The sequence below is a fragment of the Spiroplasma endosymbiont of Polydrusus pterygomalis genome, assembly GCF_964030825.1.
Taxonomy (GTDB): domain Bacteria; phylum Bacillota_I; class Bacilli_A; order Mycoplasmatales; family VBWQ01; genus Spiroplasma_E.
Window position 1 is genome coordinate 1,052,628 of the sequence record NZ_OZ034964.1, and the last position, 23,139, is coordinate 1,075,766.

General features: G+C 24.3%; 22 protein-coding genes. 12 read left to right on the plus strand and 10 right to left on the minus strand.

Features of this window, described 5'->3' with window-relative positions:
- Positions 1-204 precede the first annotated feature (204 nt).
- Both parC and parE read right to left on the minus strand, forming a co-directional pair.
- Positions 205-2,718 carry a DNA topoisomerase IV subunit A gene (gene parC / locus ACQH25_RS05230; protein WP_425380990.1) on the minus strand — a complete coding sequence of 838 codons (2,514 nt, stop codon included), beginning with the start codon at positions 2,716-2,718 and terminating at the stop codon, positions 205-207.
- A gap of 20 nt (positions 2,719-2,738) precedes the next feature.
- On the minus strand, positions 2,739-4,664 hold the full coding sequence (parE, locus tag ACQH25_RS05235) for a DNA topoisomerase IV subunit B (RefSeq protein WP_425380991.1): 1,926 nt from the start codon (positions 4,662-4,664) through the stop codon (positions 2,739-2,741).
- 249 nt (positions 4,665-4,913) lie between these two features.
- On the opposite strand from parE, the gene ACQH25_RS05240 reads away from it, so the two are divergent.
- A complete protein-coding gene (locus ACQH25_RS05240) occupies positions 4,914-5,588 on the plus strand; it encodes a hypothetical protein (protein ID WP_425380992.1) in 675 nt (224 codons plus the stop codon).
- Between the two features lie 34 nt (positions 5,589-5,622).
- Here the strand turns inward: ACQH25_RS05240 and uvrC are convergent, their stop codons facing one another.
- From uvrC to ACQH25_RS05260, 4 genes are all read right to left on the minus strand, one after another.
- Complete coding sequence (gene uvrC, locus ACQH25_RS05245) at positions 5,623-7,392, minus strand: excinuclease ABC subunit UvrC (RefSeq protein ID WP_425380993.1); 1,770 nt, start codon at positions 7,390-7,392, stop codon at positions 5,623-5,625.
- Positions 7,393-7,478: 86 nt separating this feature from the next.
- Positions 7,479-8,567 carry a hypothetical protein gene (locus ACQH25_RS05250; RefSeq protein ID WP_425380994.1) on the minus strand — a complete coding sequence of 363 codons (1,089 nt, stop codon included), beginning with the start codon at positions 8,565-8,567 and terminating at the stop codon, positions 7,479-7,481.
- Between the two features lie 555 nt (positions 8,568-9,122).
- On the minus strand, positions 9,123-10,889 hold the full coding sequence (locus ACQH25_RS05255; protein WP_425380995.1) for a ribonuclease J: 1,767 nt from the start codon (positions 10,887-10,889) through the stop codon (positions 9,123-9,125).
- 148 nt (positions 10,890-11,037) lie between these two features.
- The gene (locus ACQH25_RS05260; RefSeq protein WP_425380996.1) at positions 11,038-13,152 is read right to left on the minus strand and encodes a polyribonucleotide nucleotidyltransferase; all 2,115 of its coding nucleotides are present in this window, start codon (positions 13,150-13,152) and stop codon (positions 11,038-11,040) included.
- Between the two features lie 104 nt (positions 13,153-13,256).
- Here ACQH25_RS05260 and ACQH25_RS05265 point away from each other — a divergent pair, with 104 nt between their 5' ends.
- Positions 13,257-13,592 (plus strand): rhodanese-like domain-containing protein, encoded by a 336-nt coding sequence (locus ACQH25_RS05265; protein WP_425380997.1) that lies wholly within the window; start codon positions 13,257-13,259, stop codon positions 13,590-13,592.
- Between the two features lies 1 nt (position 13,593).
- Here the strand turns inward: ACQH25_RS05265 and ACQH25_RS05270 are convergent, their stop codons facing one another.
- From ACQH25_RS05270 to ACQH25_RS05285, 4 genes are all read right to left on the minus strand, one after another.
- The gene (locus ACQH25_RS05270; RefSeq protein ID WP_425380998.1) at positions 13,594-13,995 is read right to left on the minus strand and encodes a hypothetical protein; all 402 of its coding nucleotides are present in this window, start codon (positions 13,993-13,995) and stop codon (positions 13,594-13,596) included.
- A gap of 37 nt (positions 13,996-14,032) precedes the next feature.
- A complete protein-coding gene (locus ACQH25_RS05275; RefSeq protein WP_425380999.1) occupies positions 14,033-14,848 on the minus strand; it encodes an NAD(+)/NADH kinase in 816 nt (271 codons plus the stop codon).
- Positions 14,849-14,871: 23 nt separating this feature from the next.
- Positions 14,872-15,267 carry a Spx/MgsR family RNA polymerase-binding regulatory protein gene (locus tag ACQH25_RS05280; protein WP_174481244.1) on the minus strand — a complete coding sequence of 132 codons (396 nt, stop codon included), beginning with the start codon at positions 15,265-15,267 and terminating at the stop codon, positions 14,872-14,874.
- A gap of 335 nt (positions 15,268-15,602) precedes the next feature.
- On the minus strand, positions 15,603-16,202 hold the full coding sequence (locus ACQH25_RS05285) for a hypothetical protein (RefSeq protein ID WP_425381000.1): 600 nt from the start codon (positions 16,200-16,202) through the stop codon (positions 15,603-15,605).
- Between the two features lie 798 nt (positions 16,203-17,000).
- Here ACQH25_RS05285 and ACQH25_RS05290 point away from each other — a divergent pair.
- The 10 genes from ACQH25_RS05290 to ACQH25_RS05335 all read left to right on the plus strand — a co-directional run bounded on the left by ACQH25_RS05290 (position 17,001) and on the right by ACQH25_RS05335 (position 23,138).
- On the plus strand, positions 17,001-17,162 hold the full coding sequence (locus ACQH25_RS05290) for a hypothetical protein (RefSeq protein WP_425380732.1): 162 nt from the start codon (positions 17,001-17,003) through the stop codon (positions 17,160-17,162).
- A 193-nt stretch (positions 17,163-17,355) separates the two neighbouring features.
- Positions 17,356-17,793, plus strand: coding sequence for a hypothetical protein (locus tag ACQH25_RS05295; RefSeq protein ID WP_425380731.1), 438 nt, complete (start codon positions 17,356-17,358; stop codon positions 17,791-17,793).
- Entirely contained in the window at positions 17,783-18,076 is a 294-nt protein-coding gene (locus tag ACQH25_RS05300; RefSeq protein WP_425380730.1) for a hypothetical protein, read from the plus strand. The genes ACQH25_RS05295 and ACQH25_RS05300 overlap by 11 nt, the downstream gene beginning before the upstream one ends.
- Before the next feature lie 229 nt (positions 18,077-18,305).
- Positions 18,306-18,560 carry a hypothetical protein gene (locus tag ACQH25_RS05305; RefSeq protein WP_425380729.1) on the plus strand — a complete coding sequence of 85 codons (255 nt, stop codon included), beginning with the start codon at positions 18,306-18,308 and terminating at the stop codon, positions 18,558-18,560.
- Entirely contained in the window at positions 18,560-18,796 is a 237-nt protein-coding gene (locus ACQH25_RS05310) for a hypothetical protein (RefSeq protein ID WP_425380728.1), read from the plus strand. Before ACQH25_RS05305 ends, ACQH25_RS05310 begins: the two co-directional genes overlap by 1 nt.
- A gap of 11 nt (positions 18,797-18,807) precedes the next feature.
- The gene (locus ACQH25_RS05315) at positions 18,808-19,623 is read left to right on the plus strand and encodes a hypothetical protein (RefSeq protein WP_425381001.1); all 816 of its coding nucleotides are present in this window, start codon (positions 18,808-18,810) and stop codon (positions 19,621-19,623) included.
- Between the two features lie 17 nt (positions 19,624-19,640).
- Positions 19,641-19,835 carry a hypothetical protein gene (locus tag ACQH25_RS05320; RefSeq protein WP_425380726.1) on the plus strand — a complete coding sequence of 65 codons (195 nt, stop codon included), beginning with the start codon at positions 19,641-19,643 and terminating at the stop codon, positions 19,833-19,835.
- A gap of 13 nt (positions 19,836-19,848) precedes the next feature.
- Complete coding sequence (locus tag ACQH25_RS05325) at positions 19,849-20,226, plus strand: hypothetical protein (RefSeq protein WP_425380725.1); 378 nt, start codon at positions 19,849-19,851, stop codon at positions 20,224-20,226.
- 18 nt (positions 20,227-20,244) lie between these two features.
- Positions 20,245-21,426 carry a hypothetical protein gene (locus ACQH25_RS05330; RefSeq protein WP_425381002.1) on the plus strand — a complete coding sequence of 394 codons (1,182 nt, stop codon included), beginning with the start codon at positions 20,245-20,247 and terminating at the stop codon, positions 21,424-21,426.
- 14 nt (positions 21,427-21,440) lie between these two features.
- Entirely contained in the window at positions 21,441-23,138 is a 1,698-nt protein-coding gene (locus tag ACQH25_RS05335) for a hypothetical protein (RefSeq protein WP_425381003.1), read from the plus strand.
- Position 23,139 lies beyond the last annotated feature (1 nt).

The window sequence follows — 23,139 nt, forward strand, 5'->3', positions numbered from 1 at the left end:
TAATTTGTGAAATAAATCCCATTTAAAGTTTATATCTGAAAAAAATAATATACAACAAATTTTCTAACAATAATTTTTGATATAAATTTAAAAATAGTAGATGAAAAAAATAAAAATAATTATAAAAACTGATAATTTAGTAATACAAAAATAGAATATTATCTTAAAATTAGCAAATAAACTAATTATGATATTAAAACTATTTTATATACCATTATTAGTTTCCTTGGTATCAAAATTTTCTGATATTGATGATAGATCAGGATCAATAATATTAGTTTTTAAATCAATAACTAAATTACTATCACCAGCAATAATATCCTCAACAACAACTTTACCGATACCCTCATTTACTTTGCTAAGATTAATATTACTTGCTTTAATTACTAATCATTTTTCTTTCTTTGTTAACACATTAATAAAAGATGCTGGGGGTGATAAAAAAGCTTTAATGATACTAATATTTTTGCTTTTAGGAACTTTTATTATTTTATTACCTTTTGTTGTGCGTGAAGTTTGTTCAATTGTATTAAATAATATTCGTTTAATTGAACCTACTGATGTTAGCATGGCATAAATATCATTACTATTACCACAAGCCATTCCCACTACCTCGTCTTCTTCACGATTAATTTTTAATGCTTTGACACCTGTTGCCATCTTACTCAATAGTGGAACTTTTGATTCTAAATATTTTAATGTCATACCCTTACGAGTACTAATAACAATAAAATCATGACCAGTAGTTTTATTAACACTAATAACACTATCATTTTCTTTTAATTTAACATATTTAGAAGTTTTATTAAACCTAATAGTTGTTAACTCTAAAAGTGGCATTCTTTTTATTAACCCGTATTTAGTAACAACAACAATATTAATATTTCGTTGTTCAAAACTATTAACTTCTGCAACATTAATAATTTTTTCATTTGCTTCAAGCTTACATAGGGTATTAACATGAATCCCATTATCTTTTCATTTATTTTCTTCTAATTTAAAAATAGGTATTAAAAAATAATTACCTTTATTAGTAAAAAATAATAAATTATTAAAATTGTTCATCATTGCTCCAGCAATAATAGTATCATTTGGTTTACGACCAAAATCTTGATAATCAAGATTTTGTGAAAATACTTTACTACTAATTACCTTAATTCAGCCATCATAACTAATACTAATAAATACATTTTCTTGTCGTAATGTTGCTTTTTCATTAATTGTTATTTCCGAAATTTCACCTTGAATTTGTGATTGTCTTGATAAAGGAAAATGAGAATTAATTTCTTCTAATCCATTAACAATAATTTGACGTAATGAACTTTCATTATTAAGAATTTCTTCTAACATAATAATTTTATTTTCAATATCTGCTTTTTCTAAAACTAATGATTGAATATCAGTAGCAGTTAAACGATATAAACGTAATTGCACAATTGCCTCTGCCTGAATATCAGTAAAATTAAAAGCAGATATTAAATTTAATTTTGCTTGCATCCTGTCAGTTGACATTCTAATAATTTTAATCACTTTATCAACTTCACTCAACGCCATAATTAAACCATTAATAATTTCTAATCTTCGCTGTAATTGCGCTAAATCATATTGTGAACGCTTAGTAACAACATCAACCTGATGATTAATATAAAAATCTAACATATTAATCAAATTCATTTGTACTGGTTTTTTATTAGCAATTGCTACTAAATTAAAATTATAATAAATTTGTAAATTTGTATTTTTAAATAAATAATTTAAAATTTCTTGCGGTTTACTATCAATTGTTAAATCAATAACAATCCGTAATCCAAAACGATCAGTTTCATCACGTACTTCTTTAATACCATTAATTTTTGCTAATGTTTTAACATCATCAATTTTTTTAATTAAATCTTGTTTAATTACTTCAAATGGAATTTCAGTAATAATAATTTGTGGATTTGTGATATCATTAATAATATGAGTTTTAGCACGAATCGCAATTCGTCCTTTACCAGAACGATATGCTTCTTTAATTCCTTTAACACCTTGAATAATACCACAAGTAGGAAAATCAGGTCCTTTAATGATGCGCATTAAATCAGACAAATTACAATGTCGATTATTAATTCTCATGATAATAGCAGCAATTACTTCTTGTAAGTTATGAGGTGGAATATTAGTTGCCATTCCGACAGCAATGCCAGTAGCACCATTAACTAACAAATTGGGAAAATAAGCTGGTAAAACTGTTGGTTCTGTTTCTGATTCATCAAAGTTTTTAATAAAATGAATAGTATTTTTTTTAATATCCTTCAATAATAATTCAGCAATTAATGATAAACGTGCTTCGGTATAACGCATGGCAGCTGGATTATCACCATCAATCGAACCTTTATTACCATGCATTTGCACTAATGGTCACGTTACTTTTCATTCTTGTGCCATTCTACACATTGCAGCATAAACAGCAGTATCACCATGAGGGTGATATTTACCAATTACTTCTCCAACAACACGAGCTGCTTTTTTATATGCTTTATCATTAGTTAAACCTAAATCATTCATAGCATGTAAAATCCGACGTTGGACTGGTTTTAAACCATCACGAACATCAGGTAATGCTCGTTCTAAAATAATATATTTTGCATAGCGACCAAAACGTTCAGCGAGAATATCATCAATTGGATAGGATAAAATTTGTTCATTACTTTGTTGAATTTCTGCTTTATTATTCATAATTTATAAACTCCTTTTTCTTAATAATCATTATTAGTGTCAAAAGAAATATTAGTTTCGATTCACTGTCGTCTTTTTTCTGGTTTATCACCCATTAGGATCTGAATTTGATTTTCTGCTGATAGTGCATCTTCAATAGTAATTTTAATTAACTGGCGAACATTTGGATCCATTGTTGTTTCTCATAATTGTTCAGCATTCATTTCCCCTAAACCTTTATAACGTTGTAAATCATATTTACCTTTCATTGATTCAACTTTATCTTTTAATTCTAACTCATTTCAGACATAAACATATTTTTCTTGTTCGTCTTCTTTAAAAGAAATTTTAAATAATGGTGGTAAGGCAAGATAAATATTACCAGAAGTAATTAAATCACGCATATAACGATAGAAAAAAGTTAGTAGCAAAATTTGAATATGAGCACCATCAGTATCAGCATCAGTCATAATAATAACTTTATTATAATTAGAAGTTTCAATATTGAAATCATTACCAACGCCAGCACCAATAGCATTAATAATCATGCTAATTTCTTCATTATTAAAAAGGTCACTTACTTTAGTTTTCTCGGCATTGATTACTTTTCCTTTTAATGGTAATATTGCTTGGAATTTACGATCACGTCCTGATTTGGCACTGCCACCAGCAGAATCACCCTCTACTAAAAATAATTCATTAACTTTTGGGTTTTTGCTTTGGGCAGGTACTAATTTACCAACTAAAAATTTTTGGGTATCTTTGCTTTTATTACGTAATGATTCACGTTCTTTTCGTAATGCGATACGAATATCACGTGCTTTGATCGCTTTATCAATAATTTTTTTAGCATCATCACTATTTTCATGAAGTCAGAATGAAAATCTTTCATTAACAATATTATCGACAACAATTCTTGCTTCGGATGTTCCTAATTTACCTTTTGTTTGACCTTCATACTGAATTAAGTTTTCTGGAATTCGCAAGGAAACAATAGCAACTAAACCTTCTCGTAAATCATTACCTTCTAAATTTTTATCTTTTGCTTTTAATAAATCTTGTTTTCTGGCATATTCATTAATAGCTTTTGTTAAACCACTTTTAAAGCCAATTAAATGCGTTCCTCCATCAATAGTTTTAACATTATTAGCAAAACCAACTAATGTTTCACTATAATCTTCGGTATATTGTAAAACAATCTCAGCTTCAATATTATTTTGTTTACCTTTTAAACTAACAATTGGTGATAATAGTTTTTTATCTTTATTTAAATATTGCATAAAAGCAAGCAACCCATTTTGATAATGAAAAGTTTCTTCAGTAGCTGTTCGTTTATCAATTAATTTAATACTTAAATCATTAATTAAAAATGCACTTTCACGTAAATGCTGTTCAAATAAATGAGTATTTCAATCACAACCTAAAAAAATACGATGAAAATCAGGTAAAAATTGAACTCTAGTTCCTGTTTTATAAGTAGTACCAATCATTTTTAAACTTTGATCAACCTTTCCACCATTTTTAAATTTAATTTCATGAATTTTTTTATCACGATGAATAGTAACAATCATTCAATTACTTAAAGCATTAACTACCGAAGCACCAACACCATGTAACCCACCAGAAGTTTTATAACTATTAGTGTCAAATTTTCCACCAGCATGTAAAACAGTATAAATAACTTCAGGAGTGCTTTTTTTTGAAGCATGCATCCCAGTTGGTACACCACGACCATTATCTTCAACAGTAACTGACTTATCAACATTAATTGTAACAACAATATTAGTACAAAAACCAGCTAATGCTTCATCAATACCATTATCAACTATTTCTCAAACTAAATGATGAAGGCCACGATTATCAGTAGAACCAATATACATTCCAGGTCTTTTTCTAACTGCTTCTAGTCCTTCTAAAATTTGAATTGATGATTCATTATAAACACCACTTTTATGTTTATTTGCCATGAAAAAAACTCCTTACTACAATTTACTCATTTTCATTTTATCATATATTTATTTATTTAAAAATAATGAAAATAAAAGAAAAAATTTTATTAATATTTTTTGAGATGATGATTTCAAAAATTGTTAAAATTTAACTTAATATTATACTTCATTTGAAAAAGAAGTTATAATAAATTAAATAAACATTATAAGTTTTTAATTAATTGAATTAATTATAATTATATTTTAGAAAAGAGGAATTAATTTATAATGAATAATTTTTACTCATGCCCAATTAAAATTAAAAAATACAAAACAAATCAGTTTAATGACATAAATTTTAAATGTTCTAATTGTCTTAGTACTCAACTTATTAATGGCAATTATTTATATGTTGGTTATTGTAATAATAAAATTCATAATAATGAACTTTATACTTATATCTCACAATGTATTGAAATTATTGATCACATCGATGAAATATCTTTCATTTGTAATAATAAAAATTGTCAAAAAATATCTACTAATACATTAAATGGAAAAACAAAATTTAACTTTGCAATATTAAGTAAAAAAGAAAACGATATATTAGAATTATTAAAAGAACAAAAACAAGAAAATTTAAAAAACTTATTAAAAGAATATTTTTATGCTTTAATCTTAAAGCATAATTCATCTGCTACATTATTAGCAAGAAAAATGCTAATGAATTTTGCCAATATTATTGGTTGTACAGATGAAAGAAAAAACTTTATTTTTTATGTTGATTTAATTAAAAATGATGGGATACTAGGTAAAAAATGAAATCCAAAATTAGACTTAATTAGAAAATTAGGTAACGATGAAACACATAATCTTAAAATTGCTAATGAAAAAGAATTAAATACCATTAAAATTGTTATGGAACAATTAATTAACTGCTATTTCTTACCAGACTTAAATTAAAAAATTATAAATAAATAGTTTTATTAATAAAAAATTACTGAAAACTATGTAATTCTTTTCATAATTTTTCTAAAATCACTTTTGATTTAACTAATAACAACAACTCTGCTTGAGAAGCATTTTGCAATGCTTCTCAAGTCGGAAATTGTTGTAAAATTTTATTTTGTAATTGTAAGCCAATGCCAGGTACTGAAGATAAAACACTATTTAACATTGATTGACTACGTTTTATTTGATGATATTTAATAGTATAATTATGAACTTGGTCTTGTAATTTACTTAAAAATAAAAAACAAGCATCAGTTTTTGGAATATTAATAATTTGCATTTTATCATTGATAACTTTATCAGTTTGATGTTTTTTATTTTTAACTAATCCAATAACAGGAATTCTTAAATTTAATAATGTTAGTTGTTGTAAGGTAGCATTAATTTGTGGCTTACCACCATCAACAATAATTAAATCAGGCATTGGTAATTTATTAATAATTAAATGATGATAGCGACGATAAATCATTTCACAAAAGCGATGATAATCATCAACAATCTTTGGATCTAATAAAAATTTACGATAATCATTAAAACTAGGACTACCATTTTTATAAACAATCATACCACCAACACTAGCACTTTGTTGAAGATTAGAAGCATCAAACACTTCTAAATGATTTAAATTAGAAATTTTTAATCATTGTGATAATATTTTCATCATATTTAATGGTGAATTAAATTGATTAGTTTGTAAATGATTATTTCAAGCATAAATAGCATTAGTTTTTGCTAATGTTAAAATATGTTCTTTTGTTCCTTTAACTGGGCTAATAAATTTTACCTGTGGAAATAATAATTTTAATTGTTTTAAATCAATAGTTGCAGGTAAATATACTTCATTTGGTAATGTATTCTTACTATACAACTGTTGACAATAATTACGAATTAAATCTTGAATTTCTAAGTAATTATTTTGCACTATCTGTTCATCTTTAGCTTGTAATTTGCCATTACGATAAAACAAAGTAATAACAATAACCATATCATCTTCCATTAAAAAATTAATAAAATCACGGTTACCATAATCTTGAAATTCAACAACTTGTTGTGATAAAAATAAATCTATTTTTGACAATAAAATTTTAATACGATTAGCATTTTCAAATTGTAAATTTTCAACACTAATATTCATATTATTAATTAACATTTTTTTAATAGTACTAACATTTCCTTTAAAAAATTGTTCAATCTTACTAATCATATCTTGATAATAAGCAGGAGGTACTATTTTAAAACATGCTCCCGAACATTGTTGTAAATGATAATATAAACAAGGTTTACCAAGATTACCTGCACATTTACGGAGTGGAAAAATTCGTTCTAGTAATTTTAAAATTTCACGAGCACCAGTACCATCAGGAAACGGTCCATAATAATGACCGTCTTTTTTAGTAGCACTACGTACATATCGATATTGTGGATCGCGACTATTAGTAATTTGAATATAAGGATATTTTTTGTCATCTGCTAACAAAATATTATACTTAGGATGGTGTTTTTTAATTAATGTTTGTTCTAAAATTAAAGCCTCTTTTTCATTAGTTGTGGTAATATATTCAACATCATAAATATCGTTAACTAATAACATTGTTTTAAAATTACTTGCTTTATTTAAATATGAAGTTACTCGTTTTTTTAATGAATTAGCTTTTCCAACATAAATTAAATTATTAAATTTATCTTTAAATAAATAACATCCAGCAATATTAGGTAAAAGTTTAATTTTTGATTGTAGTAAATTTTTTTCTGTCATTGCTTCACCTAATTTATTAATAAATTAAAAAGATACTTTGATTTTAACATCACTATCATGTTTTATGCTAATGTAAACGATTAATTTTATTTACTATTATCTAATTGTGACTCATTATTAATGATAGTCTCATTTTCCTTAATAATTTCACGATTTAAAATACTATCCTCTAAACTTTTTTTAACTACCAAAGTACCTTTGCTAGTACTGATTACATCTTTTTGTTTTTCTGGATTAATTTTTCCAAAGGGAGTTAAATAACTATTTTCATTAAAATAAGCAATTGGCGAAGAAGATATACTACTAACAGCACTATTATCTTCTTTTATTTCATCTTGTTTTGATTTTAAATTATTGCTTGGTGTTGAAAGTGGTTTCATTTTTGATGTTTTATTAATAGCATTTTTTGTTTTAAACATTTTTTTAACTTGTTTATCAATTACTAATTTTTCTTTTTTTAACTTAAAATGTTTTTGTTTGGCAGCATCACTGATGTCATTTTTTTGTTTTTTATTTTTACTATTAATAATAATTTGTTTAATTTTAATAAAAAAAATAAAAGGTTTATCAAAAATAAATAAAAAAAATAAAAGAAAAATACTAATAAAATTAACAACTAAATTAGTTTCAAAAAAACCATAATTAAAAATCCCTACTAGGATATTACTAATGATGCCACCAGTGGCATCTGCTGGGAAAAATGTTTCAACATTAAAATTTTTAAAAGAAATTGGTGAGGCAAAAAAACCAAAATAATTATTAACAGCACTACTATTTCATCATGTTACAAAATATTCTTTAGTAATATTTAATAAATTTAAGTTATAATAACTAGTTCATAAATTATTTTTTGCTAATACTATTAAACTTAAAGTTTGTGTTGTTCAACAACTAACAATTAAAAATAAAAAGCTATAAAAAATATATTTCAATTTAAATTTAAAACGATAATTAAAAATTAAAGGAATAATTAATAAAAAAAGAAAAAAATATACAATATATTTTATTCATCCAAATAAAAAAGAAAAAAGAAAGTCATCAAGTACTTTACCAATTATTGAAAGTCTAATTAAACTAACTAGTAAGAAGAAGAAAATTACTAATAAGAAAAAAAGTAAACCAACTTCATCACCACGAGATTGAGATTTTGATATTTTAATACCATTTTTAATCATAAATATCACCTCTTAATTTTAAGTAACTTACTATAAAAGTATAACATAATTGCTATATCTAATATCTTTTTGGATAGTTATCTAAAATTAAATTTTAAAAATAAAATTCAATAATTATTTTCATATAGTTGATAAATGTTTAATTCTAATATCAATTTTTTTGATATTAGAATTTTTATTAAATTAAATTTTATTAAAATCAGAAAGGATACATTAAAAGATTATGTCAACAAGAACAGCAAATAAATTAACACTCAACTTAACCTTAGCAGTAAACTCAAATTCTTTTCCAATACCACCACTATTACTACCCAAACCATACTAATCATCATTAAGCGAATTAGCAGACAAAATAATAGCACTTATTGAAAGAAAGTAAAATGCCACTTTCATCAGAAGTAAAAAAATATTGAAAAAGAAAGTAAAGAAAAATTAAATCAACAAATAACAAAACAACAATTATAGACAATTAAATTAAAAAATTAAAATTAATTAAAATTTTAAATTTTAGACTATTTACAATATAGAAAAAATAATTTACACTTTCTAACAAATTTAAATTTCATTAACAACTGTTAAAATCATTGGAATTTTACCAGTTTCTTTTTTAATATAATCTTGTAAATCATTCTTCATCTTAGTTTTAACTTCACTAAGACTAAAAGCAGTATTAGTTTTATATTTCTCAATAACATTAATAATAATATTTTGTAATTTTTTCAGCATTTCTTCATTATTAGTTAAATAAACAACTCCTCGCATTTGTGCATCAATTAAAGAAACTATTTCTTTAGTCTTGCGATTTATTGTTACTCCAGTAATTAAAATACCATCACGTTGTAATTGTTTTCTTTCACTAATAACAATTGAACCAATATCACCAACCCCAATACCATCAACATAGACATCACCAGTTTTGATTAAATTATCAGTTGTTTTCGTAGTAGTATTTTTATCACTAAAGCGTGAACGTGTTGCATATGGTTTAACAAAATTATCAACTAATTTACCATTTTCAAAAGTAATAACTTCACCATTATCATGAATTAAAGCATTATTATGTAAGACACCAGCATCAATGGCTGCTGACTGTGCAGCAACAAAATCTTTATATAAGCCTTTAACAGGTAAAAAATACTTTGGTTTAATAATATTAACCATTAATTTAATATCTTCATAAGAAGCATTCAAACTTCAAGCTTGCTTTTCTGATATATTAACAACTTTAACATCAGTACGTGCCAAGTCATCTAATAAAGCAGCGTGTGCTAATTCATTACCTGGAATTGGTGGTGTCGCTAGAATTATTGTATCTTCAGGCTCAAGTTTCAAATAATCATCATTACCGATAGCAATTTTATTCATTCTTGTAAATAAACGTTCACCACTACCAGTGACAATAATTACTGTATCTTTAGTGCCAATCGTTTGCGCTAAATTAATAATCTGTGACTTATCAATATTAAAAGCATTTAAATCATTAACTTTTAATAAGATATCATATAAAGTTGCACCATAAACTGCTATTTTACGTTTAGAGTCAGTTTCTTTAATCGCATTAAGAATTTCACTAACACGATATAGATCTTGATCATAACAAGCAAGAATAACTCTTCCTGGTGCTTCTTTTAATACTGGTTCAATAATAGTTTGAATTTTATGCTTAGGAGCAGTAAAAGATTTTCTATTAGCATATGCTGCTTCACTAATTAATAATAAAACTTCATTTTTAGAAACACTAGCTAAATGTTGAATATCAGTGGTGAAATCATTACGGTGTTCACCATCAAAAATATAATCACCAGTATAAACAATTGTTTCATATAATTTATTATTTTCACCATTATTTACTGTTAAAACAAAACCTAAACTGCCGGGAATTGAAGTAGTCGTTTTAAATGTTTTAACAACAATATTATCAAATAATATTTTTTGTTCAGGTTCAATTGTCTTAATTAAAATTTCATTTTGATTAATAAAACGAAAGCGTTCTAATTTTTGTTTAATCATAAAATCGGTTAGCTTACTAGTAAAGATTGGAACTTTATACTCTGGTTTTATTTTATTAAAATCTTTTAAAATATAAGGTAATGCTCCAAAAGCATCATCAGATGGTTTTGAAATAAATATACCTTCAATACGTTGTTTATTTTCTTTTAAATATGTATAGTCAGGAATAATAATATCGATTCCTAAAATTTCTCTTTCAGGTAGTCTAATGCCAGCATCAAATACAAATATCTTATCGTTTACTTCAACAACATATAAGTTTTTACCACGTTCATCTAATCCACCAAGAGCAAATACTTTTATCTTTGCCATGTTTTCACCAGTTTTCAACTTTCTTTATTAATATTTTCAAAGAAGATAAAAATTAAAACTTTAACTTAAATTTCCAAGATTTTACTACATTATTATTAGTATTTTAACACTAATTTAATGATAAAAATGTAACTAATTTTCATTAAAATTATTTATCAATAATTTCTAAATTAAGCTTACCATTATCTTCAACTTTGATTACTCGAACCTTGATTATATCATTTATTTTAACAACATTGTTTAAATTATCAATATGTTTATTAAATTTTTTTGAGAATTGCGAAATGTGAATTAAACCATCAAGCTTATCTTGTAAATTAACAAATGCACCAAAATTAACGATTTTAACAACTTTACCATCAAATTCACTACCAATTTCAATTGGTACGGGATTAATAATATTTTCAATAATTTGTCAAGCCTTATCAAGGATAGCTTGATCATTATGATAAATCAGCAATCGACCATCATCTTCAATATCAATTTTAACATTATCACAATCAGCAATAATTTTATTAATAACTTTTCCACCAACACCAATAATATCACGAATTTTATCAATTGGAATTAACTTTTGAATAATTTTTGGTGCATTAGGTGCTAATGCTATTCTTGGTTTTTTAATTATTTCATTCATATTTGTTAATACTTGTAGTCTGGCAATTCTTGCTTTTTCTAACGCTTCTGTAATAATATTAAAATCAATACCGGTAATTTTAATATCCATTTGTAAAGCACAAATCCCATTAGCAGTTCCTGCTACTTTAAAATCCATATCACCTAAATGATCTTCTAATCCCTGAATATCAGTTAAAACGGTAAATTTTTTTCCTTCTTTAATTAAACCCATGGCAATACCAGCAATTGCTGCTCTAATTGGCACACCACCAGCCATTAATGCCATTGATGAAGCACAAATTGCTGCTTGTGAAGTAGAGCCATTCGATGCTAATACTTCTGATACCAACCTAATTGTATAAGGAAAATCTTTTTCAAGAGGAATAACTTGTAATAATGCTTTTTCACCAAGAGCACCATGTCCAATCTCACGTCGTGAAGGAACACCCATTCTCCCTGTCTCACCAACAGAAAACGGAGGAAAATTATAATGGTGAATAAAACGTTTATATTCTTCTTTACCTAAACCATCAATAATCTGATGTTCAGCAAGGGCACCTAATGTTAAAACTGATAAAACTTGTGTTTCACCACGACTAAACATTGCACTGCCATGAACAATAGGTAGTACATCAATGATACTTGTTAATTTTCTAATCTCATCTGCTTTTCGTCCATCAATTCTAACATTATTTTCTAAAATCATAGCACGCATTGTTGTTTGCAATAATTGATCAATACTTTTACGTAAATTATGAATAATAGTCTCTTCATCAAACATTAAAATTTCCTGCTGAAATTGACTTTTAAAACTTTGATATGTTTCTTCTACTAAAGTTTTAAGTAAATTACTTCGCTGTTTTTTATCAGCAGTAGTACTAATTTTACTAATCTGACTTTGACAATTTGTTTTTACAAATTGTTCAATATTAGTAGGAATTAGTGCTAATTGTGGTTCAAATTTATTTGGTTTTAATTTTTTAATAATACTTTCTTGAAAAATTACTAATTTAATAATATGCTCATGAGCAAACTTTAATGCTTTAATCATATCTTTTTCTAAAATATCATGACATCCGGCTTCAACCATATTGATAGCATTTTTTGTGCCACCAACAATTAATTCCATTTCTGAATTTAATAATTGGTCTTGTGTTGGATTAATAATAAACTTATCATTTATTTTACCAACAACAACAGTAGCACTAGGACCTTGAAATGGTAAACTACTTAATGATAAAGCAAGTGAAGTGGCAAAAGCAGCATTTACTCTGACATGACAAGTATCATCTAAAGCAAAAACATTATTTACAATTTGTACTTCATTAACAAAACCTTTTGGAAATAACGGACGAATTGAACGATCAATTAATCTAGCACACAATGTTGCATACTCACTAGGTCGTCCCTCACGTTTTAAAAAACCACCAGGAATTTTACCAACTGAATATAATTTTTCTTGAAAAACTATTTGTAATGGAAAAAAATCTTGATTATTAATGTTGCCATCATAAGTTATTGTTGTTAAAACAACTGTATTGCCATAAGTAATTTTTACTGATTTTTCTGCTAAATTAGCCATGGTACCTAATTCAACAACTAATTCATATTCTCCTTCTTTAAAAAGGAATTTTTCTTTTGTCATTATTTTACTCCTTAGCTTCCATTTTGTCACAACTATCAGCATTATAGCATAATAAAATGTTAAAATTAGTTATAGTGTAATTTTATTTAGGGAGGTTACAATTTATGTTTAAACATAAAATACAAAATGAAATTTTAATTTCAAATAAAGAGTTTGATAAAATTAAAAGTAAAGCTTTGATTATTGATGTTCGTGACACTAGTGAATATCAAATTTTAAAAAAAATCGCAAACCCTAATGGCAAACTTAATATTATTAATATTCCTTATTATGATTTAATTAAAAATCCTAGTCAATATATTAAAGATAAAAAGCAAATCATAGTAACAATTTGCAATGCAGGAAACCGTTCAACTGCTGCAGCATTAACACTCAGAGAATCAGGCTATTGTAATGCTTATGTCTTAAGTAATGGTATTTATGGCTATTATAAAAAGTAACTTATTTTTCATTATTCATTTTAATAAGATCATTAATAGCAGTACTTAAACTATTACAATAAATTCCTAATACCAAACTGACACTATCATTTTGATCTAAAATACCACGATTTTTAATTTTTTTAAGATTATCAAAGTTAATTTTTGAATGATCATTAACCTCAACTTTAATTTTATTAACTGTTGCGGTTGTTGCTTTGATATTATCAATTCCTCCTAAATCAAGAATAAAATTCTGCAATTTAAATGGAAATTTTTGTGGTTTATTACTAAATCTTGTTGAACTATTTTCTTGTTGATTACGTAACTTTTTAGCAGCATTAACATTTCATATTCAAATTCCAATACTAACCATAGCAAACAATAATGCAATAACTAATAATACTATTTCTCAAACTGGCATATTTACCTTCCTTAAATTAATATCTTTAAATATTTTACTAATCTTCTTGAATAAATGCTTTTTTTACTCTAGCAAATAGAGAACAATGATTAGGTTGATATTCTAAAATTTGTAACGATAATTTCGATAATTTAATTGTTATCTTATCATTTAGTTTATCATTAAAATCAAAAGTATCAACAATTAATTTTCCAAAATCACTTAATTTACTATCTTTTTTAATATTTTTTAAAGTAATTACATGATTTTCATCTAAAATTAAAGGTGAATTTAAGCTGCGATAACTATTATTAGCTACTGATGCAATCTCATGAAATTGCATTAAATTATGCTTTGAAATTAAAACAGCACCACCAAGCGCTTTCATTAAACCTGTCGAACCTGTTCTCGTTGCGAAAACTAAACCAGAACCACGAAAATTTTCAAATAATTCATTATTAACTAATACTTGACATGAAAGAGTTGTTGTTAAATTAATAAACTTAACTTCATTAATAGCATATAAAATTTTATTATTAACATTTATCTCTAATAATGAAAATTTATTTACTATTAAATTATGATCATTTTTATCAATTCACATTAATACTTGATTAACTTCTGTACTTAAAAAATTTTCATAAAAACCAAGATTACCACATTTAAAACTAACAAACTTAATGGTATTAAGTTTATTATTATAATCATGAACAGCTTTAAGAAAGGTTCCATCACCACCAATAACAAAAACAATATCTGGTGAAGAAGTGTCTTCAATTGTTTTAAGGGCCAATAATTTGGCCCTTAATTCTTTTGCTAATGATTGAGAATTTTCATACTTATTAGCAATAATTGTAAATTTGTAATTTTTCATCATTTATTCCAACCATATTTGAATTAAAATATTTCACAAGAGTCTTCAAATTCATTTTCAATAGAACCACGTAAAAATAACTCAATTTCATCTTCATTATAACCAATCTGAATACGTTGTTTATTTTCTTGAACAATGATTGGACGTTTTAAAACTGTTGGTGAAGTTTTAATTAAATCAAAAACTTGTAACATTGTTAATTTTTCAATGTTAATAGCATGAGTTTTAATAAACTTTGCTCTTGTTGAAATAATATCACCAACACCATTTGGTACAAATCTTAATAATAATTTAATTTCAGTATCGGTCAATGGATTATGGATAATATTACGTTTAATATATGGAATTTTATGCTTATCAAAAAATTGAATAACTTTTTTTGAAGATAAACAACTTGGTGAAACATATATTTTAATCATGACAATACCCCTTTACTTTTAGACTACATTTAATTTAAATACTCTTTTTTTATTATTAATATTTGCTATCTTCTACAGATAACATTAATAAACTCTACACTACTACAATATATATTTCCACACTTATCTATGACCAAAATAGAAAATAAGTACATGAAAGACCTTTTCCACTATATCCTTCATAATTATATTATAACATATTATTTTTTCAAAAATAGATACTTTTATTCTTTCAATTTTATCAAAAAAATGAATCATGATTTACTATCAAATTTATTACAAACATTTAATGATATTTTTAAGTTTTATTTTTTTATAAAAATGATAATGTAAACTTACATTATCATTTTGGTTATTTCCTCAATATCAATTCCAGAATCTCTAGAATCACTTCCTTCTAAAAGTGGTATTTTTTTTTCATTAAATAAAATTAAATCTTCACTTTCTGGTAATCTTTGAACTTCAATTTTAAAATCATCTGAACAAGAATTTAAAACAGATGATTGCTTTTTATTAATTTTTAATATTAAATCTTCTTTTTTTGCTTGTGTTATTTTAATTTTGCCATTAATATCAACCAAGTTAATATTTAATTTAGTAATTTTTTCTCGTTGTAGTATTGCTAACTCTTTTAATGTTTTACCATTTTTAATAATTATCCTTGATACAACTAATAATTTTTTTTGGAGTTTAGAAATTTTTTCTTTTGTTTCTGATAATAAGATTTGTTTTTTATTATTTGTTGCTGCTAATTCTTTATTTTTAGGATTATTATTTGATTGATAAAAACTATTTAATTCATTTTCACTATTATTTAATTTTTCTTGACATTTTTGATATTCTTTTTGTAACTTTTCTATTTGCTGATTTAATATATCTATTTGTTCTAATTTTTCTTTTTGTTCTACCATTAATTTTTGTTTTTTGATAAACATTTTTTCAAGATTTTTACATTCTTGTTCTCTTTTATGGGAGCTTAGCGAAGATGTCTATAACTAATATTTTTGTGTAAATATCTCCTTTCCTTTTTAAATCCTTAAATTAAAATAAATGACAAAAGACGAGAATAAAAATCTTGTCTTTTTTTGTAATTGTAAAATTTTAAAATTTTTATTATTAACACGCTTTAAATATCTACTACATGCAGTGACCAAGTAGGAGAAAGTTAATAATTAATAACCTTCTTTAACACTATTATCAACACGTGTTAGGGAACTAAAACAGTGAACTACACCACAGTTGTTAAAAATAGTAGCTAAAACATGTGGACTTGCATGGATAAATAAAAAGTGGAGTGATACCTAATAAATTATACTAACCATTAAATGGTAATTCTTGGGGTGGGAGCGAATTAGTAATTAGTATATATAGACCTGTTGTAGGGACCTATTATATTAATTCTATTTTTTATTTAACCAACCTTGCCACTCCCCTAGTGAGCGAGTGTTGGTTTTATTTTTTATTTTTTTTAAAATTTTTTGGGCGAGAAAATAAATTTAAAACTTGTAAAAAAAATTAAGCGGTGCCGGTTCAATTAAAATATTAATTTGTTAAACGCAAATTAAATAAATATTGAATCGAATGCCTTAATGTTTTTTAAAATTTTACAATTTATTTTTGAGCCCATTTTTCTAAGAAAAATAATATTAATAGTATTAATAAATAAAAAAAACAAAAATATATGCCATTTATGCTAAAAGCAAACAGGGCATATTTAAAGGATAAAATTAATTATGAAAACAAAAAATATTAAAACTCATGAAATAAAGAAAGAAAAATTTATTGATAAAATTTATAATAATAAATTTGCTTTAACTACTATTGTTGTAATATCTACAATAGTTTTAATGATAACTGTTGCTCTTTTAATTGCTGCATTTACTGTATGAAAATAATATTACTAAGAATATTTTAATTCATAATGAAAAAATATTTTTGTTGAACATGTAAACAATATAAATTAGATTATCTATTTTTTAATACTAATGATATTAAAACAAGAAAATATTTTTTAAGAGATAAAAACGGTAAAGCAATTTGTTATGACTGTATTTTAAATATTAGATTAAGTAGGGGATATAAAAAATAATGCAATATGAATTAATTATTGGTATTGACCCAGCAGGAATAGGTAGTAATGGAATTATTATATATTCAAATGAAACTAATAATATTATTTTTAATGAAACATTTAAAGCAGAAACTGTTTTAGAAAGTAAAAATTTGTTTAAAGAATACTTTTTAACGATTAAACAAGAGTTTAATAATAAAAAAATATTAGTTATTGTAGAAAATTTCTTTTTAAGTGCAAAACAATTATTAACTAATCCATTAGCAACTCCTAAAATTATTGGTGCATTAATGGTGTTAGTACAAGATGTTATGAATTGAGATTATTTAGAAAACCATCCAAAAAATAAAAACAAAATAGAAAATTATAAAGGAAATATAAAATTAACAAAACATGAAGAAGATGCATATAAACATATTCAATATTGTTTAAGGAATTTTAAAAATGAAAGATAAATCAAATTATGTGAAATTAACAGTAAAACTGAGTAACACTATTGAAGCAAAACATTATGAAAAAGGTAATAAAGAATTATATTATAGTGTTCGTGGACAATGAAATGGATTAAACTATGTTACTTTAATTTTTAATAACCCAAAATTTTATAAACGATGTATTTTATTAAACAAAAATGATGAAATTATAGTAAGTGGTCAAATCTTTAATACTTTAAATATTCCTAAAAATCGTGCATTTTGTTCAATTAATGTTAAATGATTTAAAAAATGAAAAGAGTAAAAATGAAGAAATGTAAATATTGTAATAAAAGAATTTGATTAAGTAAAAATTGATGTTTGAAATGTTTAGAAAAAATAGTTAATAATTTAACTAAAAATAAGGAGAATAATAATGAATAAAGAAAAATTAATTAACTATATTAAAAAATCACAAAAAGAATATGAGAATACATAAATAGACTTATTATTAGATATTTTAGTTCAAAAAATAAGAAGTGGTGAGTTTGATAATGAATAAAGACCAAAAAATTATTAATGAATATAATAAAAAACGTAATAAAGAGATAACAGAAGAACATTTGAATAATATAAAAAAAATAAGAGAAGAGTTTAAACAAAAAGTAATCAATAAATATAATGAAAAATTAATTATTTGGTTAAATAAACAAATTAGTATTTGTTTATGTGATTCATTAAAAGAAGCAGGTAAACTTACTGCTTATTATAAAGTAATTGAGTTTATAGAAAATGGAGAATTTCATTAATGATTATATTACCTACTTTATTTGGTGATAAAGATGAAATTGAAATATTATCACCATTTCCCAAAGCAATTCATACAAGTAATGATATTAGAGCAATTATTTTAAGACAATATCCTAATGTTAAATCAAAACACATCATTGTTTCTGACCCTGAAAGTGATGTTGCATTAATAGTTGGTGATAATGATGTTTATCAAGGTTGAATTAAAGTAACAATTAAAAAATTAGAAAATTAAAGGAGATTAAAATGCCAAATATAGAAAATCATTCAAATTATACTTTAACTAAATTAATAAGAACGGGAATTAGTCCTATTTGTGCAATGATTGGTACAAGTGCATATTATGGGCAAGTAATAGCAAATCCAATATTAGGAAGTATTAATTCTTTATTATTTGGTAAAAAATTAGGTTTAGATATCTGAAACTTGAACCAAAAACCAACTACTAAAACTAAATTAATTAATAGTAGTAAAAAAATATTATTAGGATTAGGAACAATGGGTTTAGCAAATTATAGTAAATGAACTGAAAATAATATTAATCCTATTATTCCAACAACACCAATTCCAACTACTACGGAAGGACCGCCATGATTATTATTAGATAAACAAGAAAATCAGTCATTAATTGATTGAGATACTTATATTTCATTAAATGCTTATGGTATCGCCAATGTTATTAATGGTTTAACTGAGTTAATACCTAATAAATTTGCAATGATACAAAAAATAGCAAATATGGCAACTGGTGGTTGTTTAATTAGTAGTGGTGTTGCGATGGGGATTAATAATGATTTTAATAATGCTTATGCAATACCTACTATTATTGCAGGAATAAGTGAAATTATTCATAATTTATTACCTATGGAAACAAATCATAGTATAGAAATGCAAGAAACTTCCTTTACAAATGAAACAACAAGATTAATTAATGATGATAGATTTACTATTAATAGTGAAACAAGTAGTCAATATGGCAGTCATAATTCTAATGTTTCATTAGATTGAGATGATACAGCTAATAATGCTTTACAACGTAGTAATAGTAATCTTACTTTATAAAAAAATGAAAGGAAAATATGGAAATGCAAGAATTTTTAAAAGCACTTGAAACAATTGGAATAAGTACAGGTATATTAATTTGTCGAGAAATTATTGTTTTATTAAAAAGATTTATTACAACTCCAAAACATGTTAGAGCAAATAATAAAATTATAAAACATCAAAAAAAATTAGCAAAACTTAATGAAAAAATTAATAAAGAAATTAAATAATGGGGTACTGTAAATGTTAGAAAATGAAAATAATGTTCAACAAGCAACTGAACCTTTAATTAAAAATAATGATTCTTCACAAGAAATAGAAAATAAAGTTAATGAAGCAGAAAATAAGTTAAATAAATTAAATAACGAAATTAAGGAAAAAGAAATAATTAATATATTTAAAAAATATCAAGTTAAAAGTGAATTTTATGATTATTTAAAATTTAAAACTAATAATATAGAAAATTCAAAAATAGAAGAAGCTATTAAAAAAATGATTAAAGAACAACCAGTATTTAAAGAAATAATAAATACAGGTGGTAAACAACAAACAATAATAACAAATCAACCAAGTTCAATAAAAAGTACTTTATTGGATTATAAAAAGAAAAATAATTTATAACAGAAAGGAAATGAAAAAATGTCAGTACCATTCAATCAAAATTTAGATAATACCGAAAAATTAGTAGAAGCACCAGAGTTTATAGAATTTTATAAACAATCAAATTCACCATGAGCAAGTTTTTTTCCTATTGAAATGGTTAATTCTACAAAAATTGAATTTATAGTTAAAAAACCAAAAAATTCAGAAATTAAAGTATTAAAATGAAATGATAAAAGTAAAGGATTAGATGTTAGTTATGCTGAAACTATTAAAATTTTAAAAGAAATTAAACAAGAAGCAGTTGCAGGTGAAATAATTGCTAATGTTGATTTAAACGCTGAAAATGGACAAAATTTATTAAATACAATGCAATATGAAGTAGCAAATGATTTAGCAGATTATTTAGCAAATAATGATACAACTGTAATTGCAAAATATGCAACTAGATTAGATATTACTGATACAACACCAGTAGGCTATTTAAAATCAATGTTATCTGCTTGAAATACTTTATTTCAATTAAGAAATAGTAATAATTGTCAATTTTTTATTACTAATAATTTATATGATAGTTTAGTTTATTTAGCTGATAATAAAGGTTTAATTACTGATAATCAAATAGCACAACAATTAAGATTAAATGGAACAAATTTATATATCAAAGGTGTATTATGTCAAATTGTAATGGATGACTATATGACTTTTACTGATAATAATGAAACTAAAATTATGTCTTTTGTCTTAGCAACACCAAGAGCAATGAAAAGATATATGTTACAAAATACAGTTGTATATGTACAAGACATAAATGATGGTAAAGTTGGAAGAAGATATTTAGTTGGTGGAGAATTAACTGGTGAAGCAATACCTTATATAACAGATGAAGAAAAAACTTCACGTTGAATGTTATGTGGAATTATTAATACTGATAAAATTGATTTAAAAACTAAAATTACAAGTTTAACAACAAATATTACTGCAAATGTTAATAAAAATAATAATGAATTAGATACAGAAATAAAAAGTACTAATGAACTTAAATCATTAAATCCAAATTTAATAAATCCAAATATTAAATATTTTAGTGATGTCCAAGGAAAAACTAATGTAAGTAATCAAAAACAAAAAGTAGGTGACTTGTATATAACTATTACTGCCAATGTTAATGATATAAATTATAAAGGGTCAACAAATCCAATTAAAATAACTCTTAAATAAAGGAAATTAATATCATGCCAATTGGTACAACTAGTACAGCAATACTTTTAAATATCAATAAACCAAAACATACTAGAATAAGTAAACAACAAGAAAATAAAAGTTTTTGATGAGAAATTTTAGAAATGATTGGTGTACAAGTAATAGCAGTAGCACTTGCTCCTTTTACTGGTGGATTAAGTGAAAGTATAGCACTTGGATTAGGTGCAAGTGATTTACTTGCTAGTATTAGTGCTGTTGGTGTAGAGTTTTTAACTGATTTTACTATTAATCAAGTTTATGATTATTTAAAAGGAAATGTAACACCATTAAATACTTTTTTTAATATCTTACCTGCATTTGCTGGACTTAATAAAATTAGTCGTGGTTATCGTACAACTAAATTTATTAAATTAGCACAAAAAACTAAAACATTAGAACAAATTGGTATTAAAGAAGCAAAAAACTTACAAGAAATTATTAGTCAAGTAAGTGGTAAAGAAATTTTAACAGATAAAATTATTGGTAATAAACGTTATTTATTTAATTATAGTTTTGCTCCTAATCGTGAGACAATAATCCAAAATTTAGGTTATGTTGCTGAAAGACAATATAAAAATAATTTTCAAAAATTAGAAGTACAAGAGTTAAAAGATTATTTATTATTACAAAATACATTAATAAAATTAAGTCCACAATTAACTCCAAAGTTTAAAATTAAAGATATTGAAAAAGCAAATAATTTTTTAAAAAAATATAATACTGATTTAAAAGAAGTATTAAAAATGAATCAACATGATTGATTAAATTTAGTTCATACAATACATACAGATAATAGATATGGTAAATCTTTAATTTTAGATTTACAAAAAATTCGTGCTAATGCTATTAAATTTAATTTTAAAAAGAGTTCAATTCATAAGGTTGTTTTAAAAGCAAATAAAATTTTTAAGTATTTTGATATTAGATTTTATTTAAAAAAAGGTTTAAATAAATTTTGAAAAGATACTCCATATTTTGAAAAATTACGAGAAAGTATATATAAATTACAAGAAAAATTTGAAAAGTTAGAAAAACAAGTATTTGAAAAAATTAATAAATTAAAAGAAAAAGCAACAGATTTATTTACTAGTGCAGAAAAGAAAGCAATTAAACATGCACAATTAATCCCATTAAATTCACCTGTATTTATGGGTTGCAAAATTCAACCTTTATCATTAAGTAAATGTGCAATTACTATTTATCATCGTAATCCTAAATATAAACCAATTATAGTTATTGATAGTATTCTTAAAGCAGAAACTTTTATCACTCAAATACATCCATTCCATTGATATCGCTGATATAGTGGTTGATACATTGGTTATGGAGTTAGTCGTAATAAATGATTAAAAGCAATTGCATTTGCTCCACCAGTTGTTCAACAAGTAATTAGAGATAGTTTTAAAGTTTATAGAGAAATATTTAGAATAGTAAGAACTTACCATAAAGTAGTTAATGTTATTAATAATCCTATTGAAAATATTAATAAATCATTTAAAAGTGTTGGTTTAAAATTTTCAGTTAATACATTATTTGGTACAGGATTATTACATCATTTAGAAAAATTTGTATATAGTCAAGTTGTAGCAAAAGGTAAAAAGAAATTACAAAAAGAAGTTATTCATATAGTGCATAGGAAAACTAAAACAAAAACTAAGCATTATAAAAAAGCATTTTTTAAGGAATGATAAA